The sequence below is a fragment of the Brevundimonas huaxiensis genome, from assembly GCF_014218725.1.
Taxonomy (GTDB): Bacteria; Pseudomonadota; Alphaproteobacteria; order Caulobacterales; family Caulobacteraceae; genus Brevundimonas; species Brevundimonas huaxiensis.
Map to the genome: position 1 here is coordinate 31,899 of NZ_JABBJE010000002.1, position 20,508 is coordinate 52,406.

Annotated in this window: 17 protein-coding genes; 10 read left to right on the plus strand and 7 right to left on the minus strand. The window is 68.3% G+C overall.

The features are described 5' to 3' along the window. Positions 1 to 55: 55 nt before the first annotated feature. Complete coding sequence (ptsP, locus tag HF680_RS05330; RefSeq protein ID WP_394353521.1) at positions 56 to 2,314, minus strand: phosphoenolpyruvate--protein phosphotransferase; 2,259 nt, start codon at positions 2,312 to 2,314, stop codon at positions 56 to 58. 62 nt (positions 2,315 to 2,376) lie between these two features. Next, the gene (locus tag HF680_RS05335; protein ID WP_045809484.1) at positions 2,377 to 3,651 is read right to left on the minus strand and encodes an aspartate kinase; all 1,275 of its coding nucleotides are present in this window, start codon (positions 3,649 to 3,651) and stop codon (positions 2,377 to 2,379) included. Between the two features lie 56 nt (positions 3,652 to 3,707). Here HF680_RS05335 and ubiG point away from each other — a divergent pair, with 56 nt between their 5' ends. Further along, on the plus strand, positions 3,708 to 4,529 hold the full coding sequence (ubiG, locus tag HF680_RS05340; RefSeq protein WP_185224354.1) for a bifunctional 2-polyprenyl-6-hydroxyphenol methylase/3-demethylubiquinol 3-O-methyltransferase UbiG: 822 nt from the start codon (positions 3,708 to 3,710) through the stop codon (positions 4,527 to 4,529). 56 nt (positions 4,530 to 4,585) lie between these two features. Here ubiG and HF680_RS05345 read toward each other — a convergent pair whose 3' ends face one another. Beyond that, a complete protein-coding gene (locus HF680_RS05345; protein ID WP_045809485.1) occupies positions 4,586 to 6,637 on the minus strand; it encodes an OPT family oligopeptide transporter in 2,052 nt (683 codons plus the stop codon). A 121-nt stretch (positions 6,638 to 6,758) separates the two neighbouring features. Between HF680_RS05345 and mutM the strand changes: the two genes are divergently transcribed. Genes mutM through HF680_RS05370 form a run of 5 tightly spaced genes read left to right on the plus strand, consistent with a single transcriptional unit; the run spans position 6,759 to position 10,409 of the window. Continuing rightward, the gene (mutM, locus tag HF680_RS05350) at positions 6,759 to 7,622 is read left to right on the plus strand and encodes a bifunctional DNA-formamidopyrimidine glycosylase/DNA-(apurinic or apyrimidinic site) lyase (RefSeq protein WP_045809486.1); all 864 of its coding nucleotides are present in this window, start codon (positions 6,759 to 6,761) and stop codon (positions 7,620 to 7,622) included. A 4-nt stretch (positions 7,623 to 7,626) separates the two neighbouring features. Further along, entirely contained in the window at positions 7,627 to 8,166 is a 540-nt protein-coding gene (locus HF680_RS05355) for a DUF1697 domain-containing protein (protein WP_045809487.1), read from the plus strand. Positions 8,167 to 8,169: 3 nt separating this feature from the next. Further along, positions 8,170 to 8,613, plus strand: coding sequence for a hypothetical protein (locus tag HF680_RS05360; protein ID WP_045809488.1), 444 nt, complete (start codon positions 8,170 to 8,172; stop codon positions 8,611 to 8,613). Between the two features lie 59 nt (positions 8,614 to 8,672). Further along, a complete protein-coding gene (locus tag HF680_RS05365; protein WP_045809489.1) occupies positions 8,673 to 9,461 on the plus strand; it encodes an enoyl-CoA hydratase-related protein in 789 nt (262 codons plus the stop codon). Positions 9,462 to 9,512: 51 nt separating this feature from the next. Next, the gene (locus HF680_RS05370; RefSeq protein ID WP_197070948.1) at positions 9,513 to 10,409 is read left to right on the plus strand and encodes an alpha/beta fold hydrolase; all 897 of its coding nucleotides are present in this window, start codon (positions 9,513 to 9,515) and stop codon (positions 10,407 to 10,409) included. 3 nt (positions 10,410 to 10,412) lie between these two features. Here HF680_RS05370 and HF680_RS05375 read toward each other — a convergent pair whose 3' ends face one another. The 3 genes from HF680_RS05375 to HF680_RS05385 all read right to left on the minus strand — a co-directional run bounded on the left by HF680_RS05375 (position 10,413) and on the right by HF680_RS05385 (position 13,571). After that, the gene (locus tag HF680_RS05375; RefSeq protein WP_276568681.1) at positions 10,413 to 12,575 is read right to left on the minus strand and encodes a protein-disulfide reductase DsbD family protein; all 2,163 of its coding nucleotides are present in this window, start codon (positions 12,573 to 12,575) and stop codon (positions 10,413 to 10,415) included. A gap of 85 nt (positions 12,576 to 12,660) precedes the next feature. Then, positions 12,661 to 13,101 carry an OmpA family protein gene (locus tag HF680_RS05380; RefSeq protein WP_205196069.1) on the minus strand — a complete coding sequence of 147 codons (441 nt, stop codon included), beginning with the start codon at positions 13,099 to 13,101 and terminating at the stop codon, positions 12,661 to 12,663. 119 nt (positions 13,102 to 13,220) lie between these two features. Next, positions 13,221 to 13,571 carry a glycine zipper domain-containing protein gene (locus HF680_RS05385; protein ID WP_066625255.1) on the minus strand — a complete coding sequence of 117 codons (351 nt, stop codon included), beginning with the start codon at positions 13,569 to 13,571 and terminating at the stop codon, positions 13,221 to 13,223. 142 nt (positions 13,572 to 13,713) lie between these two features. Between HF680_RS05385 and HF680_RS05390 the strand changes: the two genes are divergently transcribed. Further along, on the plus strand, positions 13,714 to 14,652 hold the full coding sequence (locus HF680_RS05390) for a diacylglycerol/lipid kinase family protein (RefSeq protein WP_185224355.1): 939 nt from the start codon (positions 13,714 to 13,716) through the stop codon (positions 14,650 to 14,652). Next, positions 14,652 to 15,503 carry a metallophosphoesterase family protein gene (locus HF680_RS05395; protein ID WP_185224356.1) on the plus strand — a complete coding sequence of 284 codons (852 nt, stop codon included), beginning with the start codon at positions 14,652 to 14,654 and terminating at the stop codon, positions 15,501 to 15,503. The genes HF680_RS05390 and HF680_RS05395 overlap by 1 nt, the downstream gene beginning before the upstream one ends. A 164-nt stretch (positions 15,504 to 15,667) precedes the next feature. Here HF680_RS05395 and HF680_RS05400 read toward each other — a convergent pair whose 3' ends face one another. Continuing rightward, positions 15,668 to 17,113, minus strand: coding sequence for an AMP nucleosidase (locus HF680_RS05400; RefSeq protein ID WP_017505461.1), 1,446 nt, complete (start codon positions 17,111 to 17,113; stop codon positions 15,668 to 15,670). 128 nt (positions 17,114 to 17,241) lie between these two features. On the opposite strand from HF680_RS05400, the gene HF680_RS05405 reads away from it, so the two are divergent. Together HF680_RS05405 and HF680_RS05410 are read left to right on the plus strand one after the other, a co-directional pair. Further along, positions 17,242 to 18,492 carry a multidrug effflux MFS transporter gene (locus tag HF680_RS05405; protein WP_185224357.1) on the plus strand — a complete coding sequence of 417 codons (1,251 nt, stop codon included), beginning with the start codon at positions 17,242 to 17,244 and terminating at the stop codon, positions 18,490 to 18,492. Positions 18,493 to 18,554: 62 nt separating this feature from the next. Continuing rightward, the gene (locus HF680_RS05410; RefSeq protein ID WP_185224358.1) at positions 18,555 to 20,507 is read left to right on the plus strand and encodes a M1 family metallopeptidase; all 1,953 of its coding nucleotides are present in this window, start codon (positions 18,555 to 18,557) and stop codon (positions 20,505 to 20,507) included. The last annotated feature ends 1 nt before the right edge of the window (position 20,508 follow it).

Genomic DNA, 20,508 nt, shown 5'->3' on the forward strand with positions numbered 1-20,508 from the left:
CGCCGACCAGCAACGCCGCCCGTGCGCGCTGACACCTGCGTCCAGACGTCTGCGATCAGACGGCGACGTTCAGCTTGCGCGCCAGGGATTCGATCTCGTTTCGAACCGAGCCGGTGGACAGGTTCAGCAGATTGGCCATGCCGCGCCGGGCCGCACTCAGGTCCGCCGACAGGATCATCCGCTTGACCGGCCCGACACCGCCCGCCGGCGCCGACAGCCGGGTGAAGCCCAGCACGACCAGGGCGAAGGCCTCCAGCGGCCGTCCCGCCAGTTCGCCGCAGATCGAGACCGGCGTGCCGGTGTCGGCGCAGGCCTTCTGGATGGTCTGGAGCGCCCGCAGTGTCGGCGGCGACAGCGGGTCGTAGCGATCCGACACCAGCGGATTGGTCCGGTCGGCCGCGTACATGTACTGGAACAGGTCGTTGGTGCCGATGGAGACGAAATCCGTCAGCGGCAACAGGGCGTCCAGATGCCACAGCAGCGACGGGCATTCGACCATCGCCCCGACGCGCAGCAGGGCGGGCAAGGCGCGCCCGCGACGCCGCGCCCAGGCGCATTCGATATCCACCAGCTCGCGCGCGGCCCGGAACTCGTCCACCGTGGCGATCATCGGGAACATGACGCGCAGCTCGCGCCCCGCCCCCGCCGCCAGCAGCGCCCGCAGCTGCATTCGCAACAGCGACGGCCGATCCAGGCCCAGGCGGATGGCGCGACGGCCCAGCGCCGGGTTCTCTTCGCGCTCGGCCTCCAGATAGGGCAGGACCTTGTCGCCGCCGATGTCCAGGGTGCGGAAGGTGACGGGTTTGTCGCCCGCTGCGTCCAGCACCAGCTTGTACAGCGCCGTCTGGGCATCCAGCCGGGGCAGTTCGTCCGAGACCATGAACTGGAACTCGGTGCGGAACAGGCCGATGCCCTCGGCGCCGGTCTCGATCATGTTTTCCAGATCGACCGCCAGGCCAGCATTGGTCAGGACCGTGATCCGCTGACCGTCCAGGGTCACGGCCGGCACGTCGCGCAGCTGGGCGAACTCGGCCTGGCGCTGTTCGCGCACGGCCATGCGCGACTGCACCGCCTCAAGCATGTCGGGGCGGGGACGCAGATAGGTCTCGCCGGTCTCGCCGTCGGCGATGACCATGTCGCCTTCCGACAGCCTGTCGCGCAGGCCCATCAGACGGCCGACGCACGGTATCTGCAGCGCGCGCGCGACGATGGCGGCGTGGCTGGCGGCCGAGCCCTCTTCCAGCAACAGCCCCTTCAGCTTGTCGCGCGGATATTCCAAAAGGTCAGCGGGGCCCAGGTTGCGCGCCACCAGGATGGCGTCGTCGGGCAGTTCGCGCTCGCCCGGCTTGTCGCCCGCCAGCACCCGCAGCAGCCGGTTGGCCAGGTCCTCGAAGTCGTGCAGCCGCTCGCGGATATAGGGGTCGCGCGCCTGGGCGAAGCGGGCGCGGTGTTCATTCCTGACCCGGTCCACCGCCGCCTCGGCCGTCAGACCGTTCCGCACCGCCTCTTCCAGCGACCGGTTCCAGCCCCGGTCGTCGGCGAACATCCGATAGGTTTCCAGCACCTCGAACGACGGACCGGCCAGACCCTGACCCTTGTCCAGCATGACGTCCAGACCGCTCTTCAGCGTGGCCAGCGCCAGCTTCAGCCGCGCCTCCTCCATCGCCGGGTCGTCGGACAGCAGGCGTTCGGGCGCCAGCGGCGCCTCGTGCAGAACCACATGGCCAAAGGCCAGGCCGTCGGCGAACTTCTGGCCCTTCAGCCGTTCGGGCCGGTGCGGCGCCAGCTCCACGTCGCGCAGCTCGTCCAGCGCCAGCAGCTCGCCGGAAGACACCGTTTCGGACAGGACCATGGCGATGGTCTGAATGTCCTCGACCTCTTCCTCGTCATAGCGCCGCTCGGTGCGGTTCTGAACGACGAGGACGCCGATGGCCCGGCCGCCGCGCAGTAGGGGGGCGCCTAGGAAGGCGTGATAGGGGTCTTCGCCCGTCTCGGGACGATAGGAGAAGGAGGGATGCGACGGGGCGTCCGACAGGCTGATGGGCTGGGCCATCCGCGCCACCTCGCCGACCAAGCCCTCGCCGGGCCGCAGCCGGGTGTTGTGCACGGCGTCGGGATTCAGACCCTCGGTGGCGAACAGCTCGAGCTCGCCCGACGCGCGACGCAGATAGATGGAGCAGACTTCGGCGACCATGGACCGGGCGATGATCTTGACGACCATGTTCAGCCGGTCCTGCGCCGGCGTCACGCCCGCGCCGGCCCCGCCCAGAGCCTCGCGGATCTGGCGCAGGAGGATCCGGGGTCCTCTGGTCATCGCGCCGCCTGCCGGCATCATGTCTCCCGCGCCCCGGCGCCTAGGCGCCTTCTGAAATCACCCTATACCGCGTCCAGCCCATATGCCGAATGCAGGGCGCGAACGGCCAGCTCGGCATAGGCGGCGTCGATCAGCACGCTGATCTTGATCTCGGAGGTCGAGATCGCCTGGAACTTCACGCCCTTGTCGGCCAAGGCCTTGAACATGGTCTGGGCGACGCCCGCATGGCTGCGCATGCCCACGCCGACGACCGAAACCTTGGCCACGTCCTCGTCGACGCGGATTTCCTCGAAGCCGAGCTGCTCCTTGGCGGCGGTCATCAGGTCGGCGGCGCGCACGGCGTCGCGACGGCCGGTCGTGAAGGTCAGGTTGACGGTTCCGGCGGTGCGCGACTGACTCTGCACGATCATGTCGACGTTGACGTTGGCCTCGGCCAGGCGCGTGAAGACGTCGGCGGGGGCGTCCACCCGGTCGGACAGGCCCAGCAGGGTGATGCGGGCCTCGTCACGGCTCATGGTCACACCGGACACGATACGTTTTTCCACGATCTCCTCCTCGTCGCAGATCAGGGTTCCACCCTTGTCGGGCATGACGCCATTCGCGTCGGGTTCGATAAAGCTTGAAAGGACGCGGACCGGGACCTGTTTGGCCATGGCCAGCTCGACCGAGCGGGTCTGCAGCACCTTGGCGCCCAGGGACGCCATTTCCAGCATCTCTTCGTAGGACACCTTGGCCAGACGGCGCGCACGGTTCTCGATGCGCGGATCGGTCGTATAGACGCCGTCCACGTCGGTATAGATGTCGCAGGGGCAGCCCAGGGCCGCCGCCACGGCGACCGCTGAGGTGTCCGAACCGCCGCGCCCCAGGGTCGTGATCTTGCCGTCCGACGTCACGCCCTGGAAGCCGGGCACGATGGCGATCTCGCCGGCGTCGACCGCGGCGCCCAGTTTTTCGCCAGGAATGTCGATGATGCGGGCGCGGGCGTGGGCGTCGTCGGTCAGGATCGGCACCTGCCAGCCCATCCACGAGCGCGCGTTGAAGCCCATGTTGCGCAGCGTCGCGGCCAGCAGGCCCGAGGTCACCTGTTCGCCCGAGGCGACCACCACGTCGTATTCGTCGTCGCTGAGCGGCAGACCCGCAGCGGCCGGTCCGGCGCCGTCGGTCCAGGCGACCAGTTCGTTGGTCTTGCCCGCCATGGCGGAGACGACGACGGCGACCTGTTTGCCCGCCGACACTTCGGCCGCGACGATCCGCGCCGCACGGCGAATGCGTTCGAGGTCGCCCATTGAGGTGCCGCCGAACTTCATCACCAGTCGTGTCGTATCGGGCCGCGTCATCGTGGCGTTCCGCCCCCTGCTTGCGTGAAAGGGCGCGAAGGTTCATCCCTCGCGTCATGACCGCTTCTAACGGCGCCGCTCCGTCTCGCCTACCCCAACAGGGGCATGGTTTTTCGCAAAATTCGCCCGAAACGGCGTTCGGCGCATCGATCGACCCCGCCGACGTGGCGCGCTTCTCGGCCCAGGCGGCCGAATGGTGGGATGCGCACGGGCCGTTCGCGCCGCTGCACCGCTTCAACCCGGCGCGGCTGGCCTTGATCCGCGACCAGCTTTGCACGCGGCTGGGCCGCGATTCCAGGGCGCGGGCGCCCTTCGAAGGTCTGACCCTGCTGGACGTGGGGTGCGGCGGCGGACTTATCGCCGAGCCGATGCGGCGGATGGGCTTTGACGTCACCGCCATCGACGCCTCGTCCGAGAACATCGGCACCGCCCGCGCCCACGCCGACATGGTCGGCCTCGATATCGCCTATCGCGCCGCCACGGTCGAACAGATCGAGGCGGAAGGGGCGGGGCCGTTCGACGTGGTCCTGACGATGGAGGTGATCGAACACGTCGCCGATCCCGAAGGCTTCGTGCGCGCCTGTTCGCGCCTGGTCCGGCCGGGCGGGGTGATGATGGTCGCTACCCTGAACCGCACGCTGAAGTCGCTGGCCCTGGGCAAGGTGGCGGCGGAATACATCCTGCGCTGGGTTCCCGCCGGCACCCACGACTGGCGCCAGTTCCTCAAGCCCGACGAAATCCGCACGATGCTGGCCGCCGAGCCGGTGACGGTCGAAGGCCCCTATGGCTTGAACTACGACCCGCTTCACGACCGATGGAGCCAGACCGACGATGCGGGCATCAACTATATGATGGTCGCGACGCGGAGCGCCGCCTGAAATGCAAAAGGCCGCCCGAAGGGCGGCCTTTCTTTCTTTTTGATTGGGCTTTGCCCCTAGACCTTCGAAGCCCGGCTGCGGGTCCAGGCGTACAGGCCGAACACCGCGACGGCAAAGCCGACGATGCCTGCCAGCATGGCCGGCCAGGCCGAACCCTCGGGCAGCATGGCGAAGGGCGCGTCGTCCCTGGTCGCCACGATGACGCCGGCGGTGAAGACGCCGAACAGACTCTCGCCCACGATCAGGCCCGAGGCCAGCAGCACGCCCATCCGCCGCGCCACGTCGGCGTAGCGCGTGGACGAGACCGCCTTGTCGTAGATCCATCCGGCGACGGCGCCGATGACCAACATGGTCGTCACCGCAGCCGGCAGATAGAAGCCGATGCCGACGGCCAGCGGCGGCAGCTTGACCTTGCCCTTGGTCGCCTTCGACACCACGGCGTCCAGCACGATGATGACCACGCCGATCGCCGCGCCCAGACCGATCAGGTCCCAGCGCAGATCGCCGCCGATGACGCCGCGCGCCAGGGCCGAGATCAGGGTCGCCTGGGGCGCCGCCAGGGTCTTGGCGCCTTCCACGATGGCGGGCGGGCCGCCTTCGAAGCCGAAGGCCTGGTTCAGCAGGTTCAGGATGAAGGGGATCACCAAGGCGCCGGCGCCGACGCCGACGATCAGCGCGACCTGCTGGCGCCACGGCGTGGCCTCGACCAACTGGCCCGTCTTCAGGTCCTGAAGGTTGTCATTGGCGATGACGGCGACGGCGAAGACGACCGCCGTCACGATCAGGGCGAAGGCGATGATCGACGGATCGGCCGGCACGCCGGCGACGGCCATGACGCCCAGCATCAGCAGCGAGGCGATGACGATGGCCAGGATGCCGACGCCCGACACGGGGCTGTTCGACGAGCCGATCAGACCGGCCATGTACCCGCAGATGGCCGCCACGGCGAAACCGGTCAGCACCACATAGACCAGGCCGCCGATCACCAGGAGCGGCGTCGAGCCCGCCAGCGCCGGGGCGCTCTGGGCGAACCAGGCCAGAAGGCCGGCGATGCCGACCAGGCAGGCGACCGACACGCCGCCCACCAGTTTGATCGGCAAATCTTGTTCGGTGCGCTCAAGCACCTCGCCGTGGGCGCGTTTGGCGTTGGCGGCCAGCGCCGAGGTCAGGCCGCCGATCAGCGGACCGGCCAGTTTGATCAGGGTCCAGATGGCGGCGACCCCGATGACGCCCGCGCCCATGAAGCGGACCTCGCGCGCCCAGACGGTGGTCGCCAGCTCCTCGGCCGGCGCGCCGGCGGGCAGGGTCGAGGCGATCGACGGAATGCCGTGCGCCGTCAGCCAGGCGACTGTGTCCGGACTGGTCAGGATCGGCACGGCGATGGCCCAGGCCAGCACCAGGCCGAACAGTTGCGCCAGACCGACCGTCAGGCCGATCAGGTGACCGGCCCCTAGCAGGGCGAACTGCATGCCGAAGCCCATGCCCGTGGCCCCGCCGCCCAGCGCGGCCGGCAGCTTGAAGAACTTCGCCGCCTCGCCCGCAAAGACCCGACCCGCGACCAGCAGGGCGTAGCCGGCCGACACCACGGCGCCGGCGACCACGACCCACAGGCCCGACTTGTTCTCGCGCACCGCGCTTTCGGTCTGTTCGGCCCCGCGCGAGCCGACCTTCAGCACCTCGGCGGCGGCGACGCCTTCGGGGTAGGGCAGGCCGCCGCCCGTGACCAGCGCCCGGCGCAGCGGGATCGAGAAGGTGACGCCCAGCACGCCGCCCAGAATGCAGATCGCCACCGACTGCCAGAACGGAAACTCCAGCCACCAGCCGATCATCACCAGGCCCGGCAGGACGAAGATGATCGAGCTCATGGCCCCGCCGACCGAGGCCACGGTCTGGACGGTCATATTCTCCCAGATGGTCGAGGTGCGGAACGCCCGCAGCACCGCCATCGAGATCACCGCCGCCGGAATGGCCGAGGCGAAGGTCAGGCCGACCAGCAGGCCCAGATAGGTGTTGGCGGCGGTGAAGATCACCGCCAGCAGGCAGCCCAGCACCAGGGCGCGGAGCGTAAGTTCTAGCCGGCCCTTCGGGGCGGCGGCGGCGTCTGTCATATGCGCGGTCCCACGTTTGCGCGGACGTAAGCGCATTCTGTCGCAGGCGGCAACTGGTCGCGGTCAGATGCGAGCGCCCCCGCCGCTTGGCCCCGCGACCCTGACGGGCTAGGACCGGCCCATGCCCGAACTTCCCGAGGTCGAAACCGTCCGACGCGGCCTGACGCCGGTGCTGGAGAGCGCGCGGCTCTCGCGGGTCCGGATCAACCGGCCCGACCTGCGATTTCCCTTCCCCGCGCGGTTCGTCGAACGACTGGAGGGGGCGACGGTCCTGCGGGTGGACCGGCGGGCCAAATATCTGCTCATGCCGCTCTCGACCGGCGAGACCTGGATCACCCACCTGGGCATGACCGGCCGGTTCACTCTGGACGGCACCCTGCTGGGCGAGTTCGAGGAGGCCGCGCCGATCGCCGGCAAGCACGAACATTTCAGCGGCTGCGCCATCCGCGATAGGGCGGCGACCCGCATCGGGTACGCCGACGCGCGCCGGTTCGGCTTCATGGGCCTGATCTCCACCGATCAGATCGAGACCCATCCCTGGTTCGCCGGCCTGGGGCCAGAGCCGCTGGGCAACGGCTTTTCCGGCGCCCATCTGGTCGAGGCCTTCGCCGGCAAGAAGCAGAACATCAAGGTCAGTCTGCTGGATCAGCGGATCGTCGCCGGTCTGGGCAATATCTATGTGTGCGAGGCCCTGTACCGCGCCCGCATCTCGCCCCTGGTCGCGGCCGGATCGGTGTCGAAGGCCCGGCTGGAGCGTCTGGCGACCGAGGTCCGCAATGTGCTGAACGACGCCATCGAGGCGGGCGGCTCGACCCTGCGCGACTTCGCCAACGCCGAGGGCGGCCAGGGCTATTTCCAGCACCGCTTCGACGTCTATAGCCGCGAGGGCGAGCCTTGCCGTGGTGAGAAATGCACCGGCGTGGTCGCCCGCATCGTCCAGGGCGGCCGCTCCACCTTCTACTGCCCCTCCTGCCAGAAACGATAGGCCCATGAGCGAACGCATCTGCCTGTTGCGCGGCGTCAATGTGGGCGGGGTTAAGGTCCCGATGGCCGAGCTGAAGGCCATCGCCGTCGAGGCCGGTTTCGCCAACCCGCGCACCCTGCTGGCCAGCGGCAATCTGGTGATCGAGAGCGACGCCGACCCAACCGATGTCGAGGCTCAGCTGGAAGAAGGCATCGCCGCCCACTTCGGTCGCCCCATCGAGGTGATCGTGCGCACGCCGCCGCAATGGGCGGCGCTGATGGCCGCCAATCCGTTCGCGGATCAGGCCAGGATCGACAGCTCCAAACTGCTGGTCATGGTGATGAAGGCCGGGATCAAGGACGGGGCGGTCGAGGCCCTGCGCGGCTTCGCGGCCGGCGCCGAGCGAGTCGAGCCGGTCGGCGGAGACCTGTTTTTCTGGCACCCCGACGGCCTGGGCCGCTCGAAGATGGCGGAAAAGGCCCAGCCGCGCCTGATCGGCGTCGGCACCGGCCGCAACTGGAACACAGTGCGGAAACTGGCCGCCATGGTCGGGCTGGAGGACTGAACGATGCGCAAAATCCACCTGTGGATCAGTCTGATCGTCGGCGTCCTGGTCTGGGGCGCCTATTTCGTCCACTTCGTCCAGGGTTTGCGCGCCGGCGATCTCGGCGACCTGATCTGGTGGTTCGTCGCCGCCCTGGTCGTCGCCGCCGTCGCCGAGGCCGCCGCCACCGGCCTGATCGCGCGTCTGTTGCGCCGTCGCGCCCGCGTGCTGGACGAGGGGCCGACGCTTCAGGCGGCGCTGAAGGCGGGCCATATCGCCCTGATGCTGCTGGTGGGCCTGGTCCTGATCTCGGCGCTGGTCCTGGCCCTGTCGTCCGTCTTCGGCTGGACGCTGGACCTGTCGGGCGCGCGGGGTCAGGTGATCGCCGCCAATCTTCTGCTGGGCATGGTCGTCGTGGTCGAACTGGTCCGCGCCGCCCTGACCTTGGCGCTGATGCCCCGACGATAGCGCCTGCGCTAGCGGGCCCCGCCGCGCGCCTGTATGACCGCCGTCAAAGGAGACCAACCATGGCCGACGCCTATTCCAACCTGCTGATCGAACGCCACGCCGACGGCTATGCGGTGGTGACCCTGAACCGGCCCGAGGCTCTGAACGCGCTGAACGCGGCCCTGTTCAAGGATCTGGCCGACTTCCTGGACAGCGTCGAGCATGACGACAGCGTGCGCTGCCTGATCCTGACCGGCGCGGGCGAAAAGGCCTTCGCCGCCGGCGCCGACATCAAGGAGATGGCGGACCAGACCTATGCCCAGATGTACACGGGCAACTATTTCGCCCTCGGTCACGACCGCATCACCCGGTTCAGAAAGCCGATCATCGCCGCGGTGAACGGCTTCGCCCTGGGCGGCGGCTGCGAACTGGCCATGCTGTGCGACTTCATCGTCGCCTCGGACAAGGCGAAGTTCGGCCAGCCCGAGATCAACCTGGGCGTCGCGCCGGGCATCGGCGGGTCCCAGCGCCTGACCCGACTGGTGGGCAAGTCCAAGGCCATGGACATGGTCCTGACCGCCCGGATGATGGATGCGGCGGAAGCGGAACGCGCCGGCCTGGCCTCGCGCGTCTTCCCGCACGACACCCTGCTGGACGAAACGCGCAAGATCGCCGCCAAAATCGCCTCGCAAAGCCCGCTGGCGATCATTGCCAATAAGGAGATGGTCAACGCCGCGCTGGAGACGACCTTGACGCAAGGAGTCCAGTTCGAACGCCGCCTGTTCCACTCCCTGTTCGCCTTCGAGGACCAGAAGGAAGGTATGTCCGCCTTCGTCGAAAAGCGCAAACCCGAGTTCAAGGGGCGATAGGTCGCACGCACGCGTCAACCGATCGCCGTGATCGGGCGTTAGGGGCGGATGATGATCCGCCTTCTCGCCTCGCTGCTTGCAACCCTGTTCGTCCTCGCCCCGGTCGCCGTCCAGGCCAAGGTGCAGTCACAGGCCGCCCCGGCCTTCAGCTCCAGCCGCATCATCGTCGAGACGCGCGGGCGGGGGCCGGACATCATCTTCATTCCCGGCCTGGGTTCGACCGGCTCGGCCTGGCGGTCGACGGCGGATCGGCTCGATAACCGCTACCGGGTGCATCTGGTCACCCTGCGCGGCTTTGGCGAGACCCAGATCGGCGACAATGTCAGCGGCGGTCTGGCCGGCCCCGCCGCCAGCGAGATCGAACGCTACATCCGCGAACAGCGCATCGATCGTCCCGCCGTGATCGGCCATTCGCTGGGCGGCCAGATCGCCCTGCGCGTCGCCGCCGATATGGGCGACCGGATCGGGCGCGTCATGGTGGTCGATTCCTCGCCCTTCTTCCCGTCCCTGATCGATGCCCGCACCACATCCGATCAGGTCGAGCCCCTGGCCCGTCTGGGCTATCAGGCCCTGCTCCTGTTCGGCGATCAGGCGCTGAAGTCCCAGGTCGCGGCCTTTGGCGTGGACATGGGTCTGGCCGGCGACATGGTGTTCGAGGGGCTGGGGCTTCAGGGCGGCGACCGGCGCGTCCTGGCTCAGGGTCTGTATGAGGCCCTGACCGTCGATCTGCGCCCCCGCCTGTCTGAGATCACCGCCCCGGTCACCGTCGTCTATGGCTGGACCCGCAATCCCGAGGCGCCGCGCAACCGGCTGGAGGGGCTGTATCGCTACGGCTTCGAAGGCTTGCCGCGCACGGCCCGGTTCGAGCGGATCGAAGGCGCCGAACACCAGGTGATGATGCAGCAGCCGCAGCGGTTTCTGGCGGCGGTGCAGCGGTTCCTGAGCTGACGCTCAATCCTTCAGCGCATCCACGACCACGCCCTCGGTCAACAGCTGCGGCAGGATTTCCGGATCGGCCCGGCCCGGTCGATACAGCAGATACAGCGGCACGCCTGAACGCCCATGCGCCTGAAGCTCGCGGGTGATGGCGTCGTCGCGCCGGGTCCAGTCGCCGACCAGATAGGCGGCGTTCGCTTCGCGCATCGCCTTGGCGACACGCGGCGAAGACAGGGCCGCGCGTTCGTTGATCTTGCACGTCACGCACCAGTCGGCGGTCAGATTGACCAGCACGGGTCGCCCCGACGCGGTCGCTGCATTCACCGCCGCCGCCGACCAGGGCTGGGCCGCCAGCGGGCCGCTGTCGCCTTGAGGCGCGGCGTCCATATCTCGCGCCGCACCGGCCGCAACGCCTGCCAGGCCCAGCGCCAGAACGCCGATGACGATCGCGCAGATCGTGGTCAGCATCGACCGTTCATCACGCTGGCGCGCCGCTTGCGCCAGGCCCGTCAACCAGGCCGCCAGAGCCAGCAGCAGCGCCGCTGTCAGCAGCAGGCCCAGGGCGTCGACGCCGCCCTGCCGCGTGAACACCCACAACAGCCACAGCGCCGCCCCATACATGGGAAAGGCCAGCAGACCCTTCAGCCGCTCCATCCAGACGCCGGGTCGCGGCAGGCGCGACAGCAGGCCGGGCGACAGGCTGACCGCCAGATAGGGCAGGGCCAGACCCAGCCCCAGCACCAGGAACACGGCCAGCGCCATCGGCCAGGACAGGACCAGGGCCGCGCCGAGCGCTGCGGCCATGAAGGGCGCGGTGCAGGGCGCTGCGACGACCACGGCCAGAACTCCGGTGAAGAAGGCGCCTACCGCACCGGGCAGGCGCGACAGGGGGCCGGACCCCGCGTTCTGCAATCCGGCGCCCACATGGAAGACTCCCGACAGGTTCAGCCCGACCAGCAGCATGACCAGGGCCAGGGCCGCGACCACGCCCGGCGACTGAAGCTGGAAACCCCAGCCGATCGCCTGACCCGCCGCCCTCAGCGCCAGCAGGGCGCCGGCCAGAACCAGGAAGCTGACCAGCACCCCGGCGGTGAAGGCCAGGCCGTCGCGCCGCGCCCGCGCCGGATCATGCGCCGCCGCCGACAGCGACGCCGCCTTCATCGCCAGAACCGGGAAGACGCACGGCATCAGGTTCAGCACCAGCCCGCCCAACAGCGCCAGACCCAGCGTCTGAAGGAAGACCAGAGCGCCGGTTCTCGCCGGCGTGGGCGTGGTCTCGTCCAGCGGCTTCAGCGCCGCGCCGCCTTGGGCGCCCGCCAGAGGCGCGCCCGGCTCCGCCGTGACCTCCCAGGCGCCCTTGTCGGTGGCCAGGACCCCGCTCAGCGCCGTCTGCGTGGCATCCTTGCCGGCCGTCAGCGTCAGGGTCAGGCCGTTCGGTCCCCGCTGGCCCGACTGGGTCGCCGCATGGTCGATGCGCCCGCCGTCGAAAGGATAGAAATAGACCTGTCCGATGTCGGCCCCAATCAGCGGCCCGCCGGTGGCGGTCAGAATCAGTTGGCCGCCCTGACGCGTGACGCGCGCCTCGATCCCGGCCGGGCGCGGCGCGGTTTCGACCAGCCGCTCGATCTCTTCACCCCAGGGTTTGGCCAGCGGCGCTGCGCCCTCGCGCACCGGCAGGGCCAGCGACAGGGTCATCGGCTCGGGCACGCACATCTGGTCGCTGCACACCAGGAACAGCACATCCGTCGTCAGGGTCAGCACTTCGCCCGGCCGCGCCGTGGGCGGCACATGGATCGGCACGGGCAAGAGCACCGCGCCCGAATAGCCGTAATTCATCAGGCTCATCAGCCGCTGGCGGCTGGGCAGGGGCCACAGGATCGGATCGGCGGTCACCCCGGCGGGCAGGGTCCAGATCAGGCTGGTCGCACCGCCGCTGTCGCCCGGATTGCGCCAATAGGTGTGCCAGCCGGGCGCGATCTTCTGGCGCACCGCCACAACGGTCGTCGAACCGGGCGCGACCCATTGCGACATCGGGACCAGTTCGGCCTCGATCCGCTCGGTCCGCTGCGGCCCGAAGGCGACGACGCCCGTGGGCTGGGCCTGCACCGGCTGGGCGACGGCCGCCGAAACGCCCGTCAAACTGAACAGCAGGCCGAGGAGAAGGGCGAAGAGGCGCAAACGCGTGTTCCGGCAGGCGAGGGGAGCGCCGCAACCTAATGCGTCACGCGTCCCCGCGCCATCGCTTCGCCCGCCCCCGCGTCGATCAGCGCGGATAGGCCTCGTAGATCACTTCCGCGCGGCGCCGCAGCGGTTCGTCATTGCCGGCTGCCGTTGTGGCGCCCGCATCGCCTGCGGCGTTCAGCTCGAAGATCGGCGCGGGCATGCCCGCCTGAGTCAGCGCCTCGACCACGGTCCGCGCGCGCCGCTGCGACAGGTTCAGATTGGCTTCGGGCGTTCCCGTGGCGTCGGCCAGGCCCACCACGCGCACCTTGCGCACGTCGCAATCCTTCGCCTTGGTCGCCGCCGCCTTCAGCACCATCGCCGCCGGCTCGGTCAGCCGCGCCTGGTTTTCCAGGAAATAGATATCGAACCGCCCCGGCGCGCACAGCGATTCGCCCACCACCAGCGCCTCGCGCTTGGGCATCGGCGCGCACGCCGCCAGCACACCCATGGCCGCCACAGCCAGACCCATCGATCGCTTCATTTCAGCCCTCCTCCGGCTCGGCCGGCCCATTACGCAAAAGAGGCGGCCCGTCGTCCGACAGGCCGCCTCTTCAACCTAACGCCGGTCGCGGACCTTCGCGACCGGCATTTGATCACTGATCAATAACGGCGTTGACCGTTGTCCCAGTAGCACTCGTCCTGACGGTTGTCGTAGCAGTAGTAGTAGCGACCTTGGCTGTCGCGATAACGCTGCTGGTTGTTGCGGTCCTGGTTGGATCCGCGAATGGCGCCGGCGGTGCCACCCAGGGCGCCACCGATCAGGGCGCCGGTCGCAGCATTGCCGCCGCCGACGTTGTTGCCGATGATGGCGCCGGCGACAGCGCCCAGACCGGCGCCGATGGCGCCTTGGCGGACGGTTTCGTTCGAGCCGTTGTTATAGCCGTACGGGTCGCTGGCGCAGGCCGAAGCCAGCAGGCCGGCGCCGGCAATCGCGATAATCGCCTTTTTCATGATGAATTCCTTTGTCCCTGGGTGTTGGCCCCTGTGGGCAGCAAACGTGTCCTCGCGGCATAGGTTCCGCACCGACAGACTGCATCGGCAACTATGGTGACGCTTGGGCGGAACGACGGCGTCTGCGGGGCGTTCGGCCGCCATGACCGATGTCGCTGCTCCCGATACGCCCGAAACAGACGTGCGCTGCGCGCCGTCCATTCGCTCTCAGATCCGGCACGTCGTGATGCTGGTCAATCCGCTGTCCGGCAGCGTGGGACCGCGCGCGGCGGGCGAGGCCGAGGCGATCCTGGCCGACTATGATCTGAAGGCCGAGGTCATGACGCTGGGCGGCGGCGACTTCGACAAGACGATCGCGGAGGCGTTCGACGCCAAGCCGGATGTGATCTTCGTTCTGGCCGGCGACGGCACGGCGCGCTCGGTGGCGTCCAAGGCCAAGCCGGACGGTCCGATGATCGCCCCCTTGCCGGGCGGCACGATGAACATGTTGCCCAAGGCGCTTTACGGCACCGCCGACTGGAAGCTGGCGCTGAAGCGGGCGCTGGAGGAAGGCGAGCCCCAGGCTGTTTCAGGCGGCGAGGTTCAGGGCGAATACTTCTATTGCGCCGCCATTCTGGGATCGCCGGCGTTGTGGGCCCCGGCGCGCGAGGCGATGCGGACCGGCAAGATCAAGCTGGCCTGGCAATACGGCCGCCGCGCTCTGAAACGCGCCTTTTCCGGTCGTCTGCGGTTCACCCTGGATGGCGGCGAGAAACGACGCACCGAGGCGCTCGTGCTGATCAGCCCGATGATCTCCAAGGCGATGGAGGATCCCGTCGGCCTGGAAGCCGCGGCCATGGATCCCAGCGACACGACCCAGGCCTTCCGCCTGGCCGCGACGGCGCTGTTCAGCGATTGGCGCCAGGATCCGGCCGTCTCGACCCGCCCGGCGAAACGGATCGAGGTGCGAGCGCGATCGAAGATCCCGGCCGTGATCGACGGCGAGCCGCTGCTGCTCAAGCCCGAGGCCGTGATCCGCTTCGTGCCCAAGGCCTTCAAAGCGCTGGCTCCCAAGCCGCCCTCGGCCGAGGACAGCGTCTGATGGGACGCGTTCTTCAGTTCTCCGACGTCCATTTCGGCTGCGAGCACAAACGCGCCTGCGCCGCCGCTCTGGAATACGCCCACGCCACGCCGAACGATCTGGTTCTGATCACCGGCGACATCACCCAGAAGGGGTTTCCCGACGAGTTCAAGGCCGCCGGCGAATGGATGCGGGCCATGCCCGAGCCGCGCTTCGTCATCGTCGGCAATCACGACGTGCCCTATTGGGACGCCATCGCGCGGGTGTTCCATCCCTGGCGGGCGTTCGAGACGGCGACCGGCTTTCCGGCCCACGACGGCCAGTTCTGCAGCGATGCGGTCATGGTGCGCGGCGTCGTCACCGCGCGCGGCTGGCAGGCGCGGCCCAACTGGTCCAAGGGCGTGATCGATCTGGATCAGACGCGGCGTGCGGCCGAGGCCCTGCGTCAGGCGCCGATCGGCGCGCTGCGAATCCTGGCCTGCCACCATCCGCTGATCGAGATGGTGGGCACGCCGATGACCGGCGACGTCAAGCGCGGCGACGAGGCGGCCCTGATCTTCGCCGAGGCGGGCGTCGATCTGATCATGACCGGCCACGTCCATGTGCCGTTCGCCATGCCGATCCCGCTGGCGGATCGTTGCTCCTACGCCGTCGGCTGCGGGACGCTGTCGCACCGCGAGCGCGGCGCGCCGCCCGGCTTCAACCAGATCGACTGGGACGCCAAGACCATCACCGTGACGGCCCTGGCCTGGGATGGAACCAGCTATCGCTCGCACCAGGTCTGGCGCCTGCCGCGCCGTCAGGATACCCGCAAGGCGAACACCGCGCCCAGCCCGGTCGAGCCGGGCGCCTTGGAGAAGGCGGCGGTCTAGAGACCTCAGATCGGTCTCCTCCCTGCGAAGCGGGGAGGTGGCTCGAAGCGTAGCGGAGAGACGGAGGGATTCTTTCCCGCATCGCAGCCGTCGGTGGGACTTCAACAACCCCTCCACCGCTTCGCGGTCCCCCTCCCCACGCTGTGGGGAGGAGACTTTCTCGCCTACCGGAACGGCGGCTCGTCGAAGGCGCGCAGTTTGCGTGAGTGCAGCTTGGATCCTTCGCTGCGCATCAGGTCCACCGCCTGAATGCCGATCTGCAGGTGTTCGGAGATCGAACCTTCGTAGAAGCGGTTGGCCTGACCCGGCAATTTGATCTCGCCGTGCAGCGGCTTGTCCGAGACGCAGAGCAGCGTGCCGTAGGGCACGCGGAAGCGATAGCCCTGGGCCGCGATGGTGGCGCTTTCCATGTCGATGGCGACGGCTCTGGACTGGTTGAAGCGCAGGGCCGATTTGGAGTAGCGCAGCTCCCAGTTCCGGTCGTCGGTGGTGACGACGGTGCCGGTGCGCAGGCGCAGCTTGACCTCGTCGCCGGGCATGCCGCTGACCGACTTGGTGGCGTCATAGAGCGCGCGCTGGACCTCGGCGATCGACGGGATCGGAATGTCGGGCGGCAGGACCGCGTCCAGCACGTGATCGTCGCGCAGATAGGCGTGGGCCAGGACGTAGTCGCCGATGGTCTGGCTGGCGCGCAGGCCCCCGCAATGACCGATCATCAGCCAGACGTGCGGACGGGTGACCGCCAGGTGATCCGTGATCGTCTTGGCGTTGGACGGGCCGACGCCGATGTTGACCAGGGTCACGCCCTTATGGCCCGGCGCGGTGAGGTGATAGGCCGGCATCTGGTGCTTCTTCCAGGCCGTGTCGCTGATCGCCGCCTCGGGGTTGGGCGTGTCGCGCGTAATCACCACGCCGCCGGCGCAGGACAGGGTCTGATACGGCGAGCCGGGCGTCCGAAGCTGCTCGATGGCCCAACGCACGAACTCATCGACGTAACGATTGTAGTTGGTGAACAGGACATAGGACTGAACGTCGTCCACCGGCGTGCCGGTGTAGTGTTTCAGCCGCGCCAGCGAGAAGTCGGTCCGCAGGCCGTCGAAGTGCGACAGGGGGAAGTCGCCGCCCATTTCGAACAGGCCGTCGGCGATCTCGTCGCCGATATGGGCCAGGTCCGTGGTGGGGAACCAGCGCGCCAAGGCCGCTGTCATCGACCGGTCCAGCGCGACCTCCAGGCCGTCGGTCACATAGGGGAAGGGGATCTCCTGGCGCGAGACGCCGACCTCGAAGGTCGCGTTATATTCCTGCTCCAAGAGGCCCAGCTGTTCGGTCAGATAGGGGCGGAACAGGTCGGGCCGCGTGACCGTGGTCGAATAGCTGCCCTGTCTCGACAGCCGGGCGTAGGCCCGCGGCTCCAGGTCCTGGGGGCGATCCCCGTCCCAGCGAATGCGAAGTTCGGGATAGGCGAACACCCCTTCGGCGCGTTTGACCGGATCGGGCCGCGCGCCGGTGTTGACGAAATCCCGCACGGCGTCGCGCAGGTTGGTCACGGATTGGGTGTAGAGGGTTTCGAGGCGGTCCAGCGCCGCCTGTGCTGTCATCTGTTCTGTCATGACTTCCTCTAGCGAAGCTTCGCGGCTTTGGCGAGGCGCCGCCCGTTCAAACCCGATTTCGCTGCATTGCAGCAATTTATGACGGGCGTGCGGTTGCGGATCGGGGCGTGACGGCGCATCTGGCCCGGATGTCTTCTTCCCTTGCTTCAGCGCCCGCCAAGAAGGACCTCGGCTTCGTCGAGTTCGTCTGTCTCATCGCCCTGATGATGGCGCTGAATGCGCTGGCGATCGATTCCATGCTGCCGGCCCTGCCGCACATCGGCGCCGACCTGAACGTGGCGACCGACAACGACCGGCAATGGGTGGTGACGGCCTATCTGCTGGGCTTCGGCGGGGCGCAGCTGTTCTACGGTCCGTTGGCGGATCGGTTCGGCCGAAAACCCGTCCTGCTGTTCGGCGTCGGCGTCTATGTGATGTTCAGCCTGCTGGCGACCCTGGCCCCGACCTTCGAGACGCTGATCATGGCCCGCGTCGGCCAGGGTCTGGGCAGCGCCTGCACCCGCGTGCTGGCCGTCTCCATCGTGCGCGACCGATATGAGGGGCGCACCATGGCGCGGGTCATGTCGTTCAGCTTCCTGGTCTTCCTGGGCGTGCCGATCCTGGCGCCGTCGCTGGGTCAGATGATCATGCTGGTCGGGCCGTGGCGCTGGATCTTCGCCGGGCTGGGCCTGATCGGGGTCGGCCTGATCGTCTGGGCGTCGTTGCGTCTGCCCGAGACGCTGAAGCCCGAGGATCGCCTGCCGATCCAGGTCAAGCGGCTGACCGCAGCCTACAAGATCGCCCTGACCGATCGCACGGCCGTCGGCTATACCTTGGCCATGACGGCGATCACCGGGGCCCTGTTCGGCTTCATCAACTCGTCGCAGCAGATCTTCGCCGACGTCTTTCACGCCGAGGCGGCGTTCCCGGCCATCTTCGCCCTGATCGCGGGCGGCATCGCCGTGGCCTCGATCGTCAATGCGCGTCTGGTGGTGAAGCTGGGGTCGCGCCGGATTTCGCACACGGCCCTGATCGGCTTCACCAGCATCGCGGCCATCCATGCGGTGGTGGCGATCAGCGGTCATGAATCGATCTGGACCTTTGCAGTGCTGCAGACGCTGACCATGTTCTGTTTCGGTCTGATCGCGGGCAATTTCGGATCGATGGCCATGGAGACGATGGGCAAGATCGCGGGCACGGCGGCCTCGATCCAGGGGTTCGTCTCCACCATCGTCGGCTCTCTCTTGGGCTTTGCCGTGGGTCAACAGTTCAACGGCACGACCATTCCGATGTCGATCGGCTTCACCGTCTTTGGTTTGATCGCCCTGGCCTGGGTGCTGTTCGCCGAGCGGGGTCGGCTGTTCCGGGCCCATCACGCGCCGGTCGCCGCCAAGGCTTGATCTTTTTCGCGTTTCCGCGCGTTCTCCGGGCCAATCGTCAAGATCAGCCCAGGAAAACCTCGATGACGCGCAAAGCGCTAGGTCTCGTCTCCGCCCTCGCCCTGGCCGCGGCCATGGGTCTGAGCGCCTGCTCCACCACGACGGGAGGGTCGGCCATGACCCCGCCCGCCATCGCCCCGGCGCCCGGTCCCGAAGCGGTGGACGTCCACACCCACGCCCGGCCCGAGATCGCCCGCGTCGTCGATGTCGCCCTGGACCTGACCGCCGACTTCAACGCCAAAACCCTGGCGGGCACGGCGACCCTGGACATCCTGGCGATCCCGGGCGCCAACGAGATCGTGCTGGATATCCGCGATCTGGACATTCAGGACGTGCGCGACGCGGCGGGCCAGCCGCTGCGCTATGTCGTCGGCGACAGCGACCCGATCCTGGGCCAGCCGCTGACGGTCTATTTCCCGGCCTTCGCCGCCAATGAGCGACGCAAGATCACCATCCGCTATTCCACCCGCCCGAATGCGGCGGCGCTGCAATGGCTGAACCCCAGCCAGACGGCGGGCGGACAAAAGCCCTATCTGTTCAGCCAGGGCCAGGCGATCCTGACCCGCACCTGGGTGCCGACCCAGGACAGCCCCGGCATCCGTCAGACCTATTCCGCCCGCATCACCGCGCCCGAAGACCTGACCGTGGTCATGAGCGCCGATCACCTGACGCCGAACGGCGAGCGGGCCGCAAACGGCATGAAGACCTGGCGCTTCCGGATGGACAATCCGATCCCGCCCTATCTGATCGCGCTGGGCGTCGGCGACATCGCCTTTGCCCCGTTCGACGGCCGCACCGGGGTCTGGACCGAGCCCAGCCGCCTGCGCGCCGCCCAGTGGGAGCTGGAACCGACCGCCCAGATGGTGACGGCGGCCGAGAAGCTGTACGGCCCGTATCGCTGGGGCCGCTACGACCTCTTGGTCCTGCCGCCCTCCTTCCCGTTCGGCGGGATGGAGAACCCGAAACTGACCTTCGCCACCCCGACCATTATCGCCGGCGATCGCTCGCTGGTGTCGCTGGTCGCGCACGAGCTGGCGCACTCCTGGTCGGGCAATCTGGTCACCAATGCGACCTGGAACGACTTCTGGCTGAACGAGGGCTTCACCGTCTATTTCGAGAACCGGATCATGGAGTCGGTCTATGGCCATGACCGCGCCATGCAGGAGCAGGTGCTGGGCTGGGATAGTCTTCAAGACACGCTGAAGTCCCTGCCGGCGGCGGACACCCGCCTGCATCTGGACCTGAAGGGCCGCGACCCCGACGACGGCATGAACGACATCGCCTACGAGAAGGGCGCCCTGTTCCTGCGGACCATCGAACGCACCGTCGGACGGGATCGGTTCGACGCCTGGCTGCGCGGCTATTTCGACCGCAACGCCTATCGTCCGATGACCACGGCCATGTTCCTGCAGGACATCCGCGACAACCTGATCAAGGGCGACGCGGCGCTGGAAAGCCAGCTGCAGATGGACGCCTGGGTCTATCAGCCCGGCCTGCCGTCCAACGCCGTGGCGCCGGTGTCCCATGCCTTCGAGCCGGTGGATGCGGCCGCCTCCGCCTTCTTCAAGGACAAGGGACTGGCCTCGGCCATTCCGTGGGCGGACTGGAACACCCAGCAGCGCCAGCGCTTCCTGGGCTGGCGTCCCGAGGGCCTGCGGACGGGCGCCGACTGGCTGACGAATGCGCAGCTGGCCGATCTGGAGCGCACGCTGAACCTGGCGAACGAAGGCAACGCCGAACTGACCTTCGCCTGGCTGCAGATCGCCCTGGCGCATCGCTATCAGCCGTCGGTCGCCACGGCCGAGAAGTTCCTGACCAGCCAGGGCCGTCGCAAGTTCGTCCTGCCGCTGTTCCAGACCCTCTGGAACGAGGGCGACTGGGGGCGCGGCAATGCGCGACGCATCTACGCCGAGGCCCGGCCGCTGTATCACCCGGTCACCAGCGGTTCGGTCGATCAGTTGGTCGGACGGCCGTAAG

Coding starts and splice junctions, on each gene's coding strand:
- HF680_RS05390 (WP_185224355.1), top strand. CDS start 13,714: ATGACCGATGTCGCTGCTCCCGATACGCCCGAAACAGACGTGCGCTGC.
- HF680_RS05335 (WP_045809484.1), bottom strand. CDS start 3,651: ATGACGCGGCCCGATACGACACGACTGGTGATGAAGTTCGGCGGCACC.
- HF680_RS05400 (WP_017505461.1), bottom strand. CDS start 17,113: ATGACAGAACAGATGACAGCACAGGCGGCGCTGGACCGCCTCGAAACC.
- ubiG (WP_185224354.1), top strand. CDS start 3,708: ATGACCGCTTCTAACGGCGCCGCTCCGTCTCGCCTACCCCAACAGGGG.
- ptsP (WP_394353521.1), bottom strand. CDS start 2,314: ATGACCAGAGGACCCCGGATCCTCCTGCGCCAGATCCGCGAGGCTCTG.
- HF680_RS05395 (WP_185224356.1), top strand. CDS start 14,652: ATGGGACGCGTTCTTCAGTTCTCCGACGTCCATTTCGGCTGCGAGCAC.
- HF680_RS05380 (WP_205196069.1), bottom strand. CDS start 13,101: ATGAAGCGATCGATGGGTCTGGCTGTGGCGGCCATGGGTGTGCTGGCG.
- HF680_RS05410 (WP_185224358.1), top strand. CDS start 18,555: ATGACGCGCAAAGCGCTAGGTCTCGTCTCCGCCCTCGCCCTGGCCGCG.
- HF680_RS05385 (WP_066625255.1), bottom strand. CDS start 13,571: ATGAAAAAGGCGATTATCGCGATTGCCGGCGCCGGCCTGCTGGCTTCG.
- HF680_RS05355 (WP_045809487.1), top strand. CDS start 7,627: ATGAGCGAACGCATCTGCCTGTTGCGCGGCGTCAATGTGGGCGGGGTT.
- HF680_RS05345 (WP_045809485.1), bottom strand. CDS start 6,637: ATGACAGACGCCGCCGCCGCCCCGAAGGGCCGGCTAGAACTTACGCTC.
- HF680_RS05360 (WP_045809488.1), top strand. CDS start 8,170: ATGCGCAAAATCCACCTGTGGATCAGTCTGATCGTCGGCGTCCTGGTC.
- HF680_RS05370 (WP_197070948.1), top strand. CDS start 9,513: ATGATCCGCCTTCTCGCCTCGCTGCTTGCAACCCTGTTCGTCCTCGCC.
- HF680_RS05365 (WP_045809489.1), top strand. CDS start 8,673: ATGGCCGACGCCTATTCCAACCTGCTGATCGAACGCCACGCCGACGGC.
- HF680_RS05405 (WP_185224357.1), top strand. CDS start 17,242: ATGTCTTCTTCCCTTGCTTCAGCGCCCGCCAAGAAGGACCTCGGCTTC.
- mutM (WP_045809486.1), top strand. CDS start 6,759: ATGCCCGAACTTCCCGAGGTCGAAACCGTCCGACGCGGCCTGACGCCG.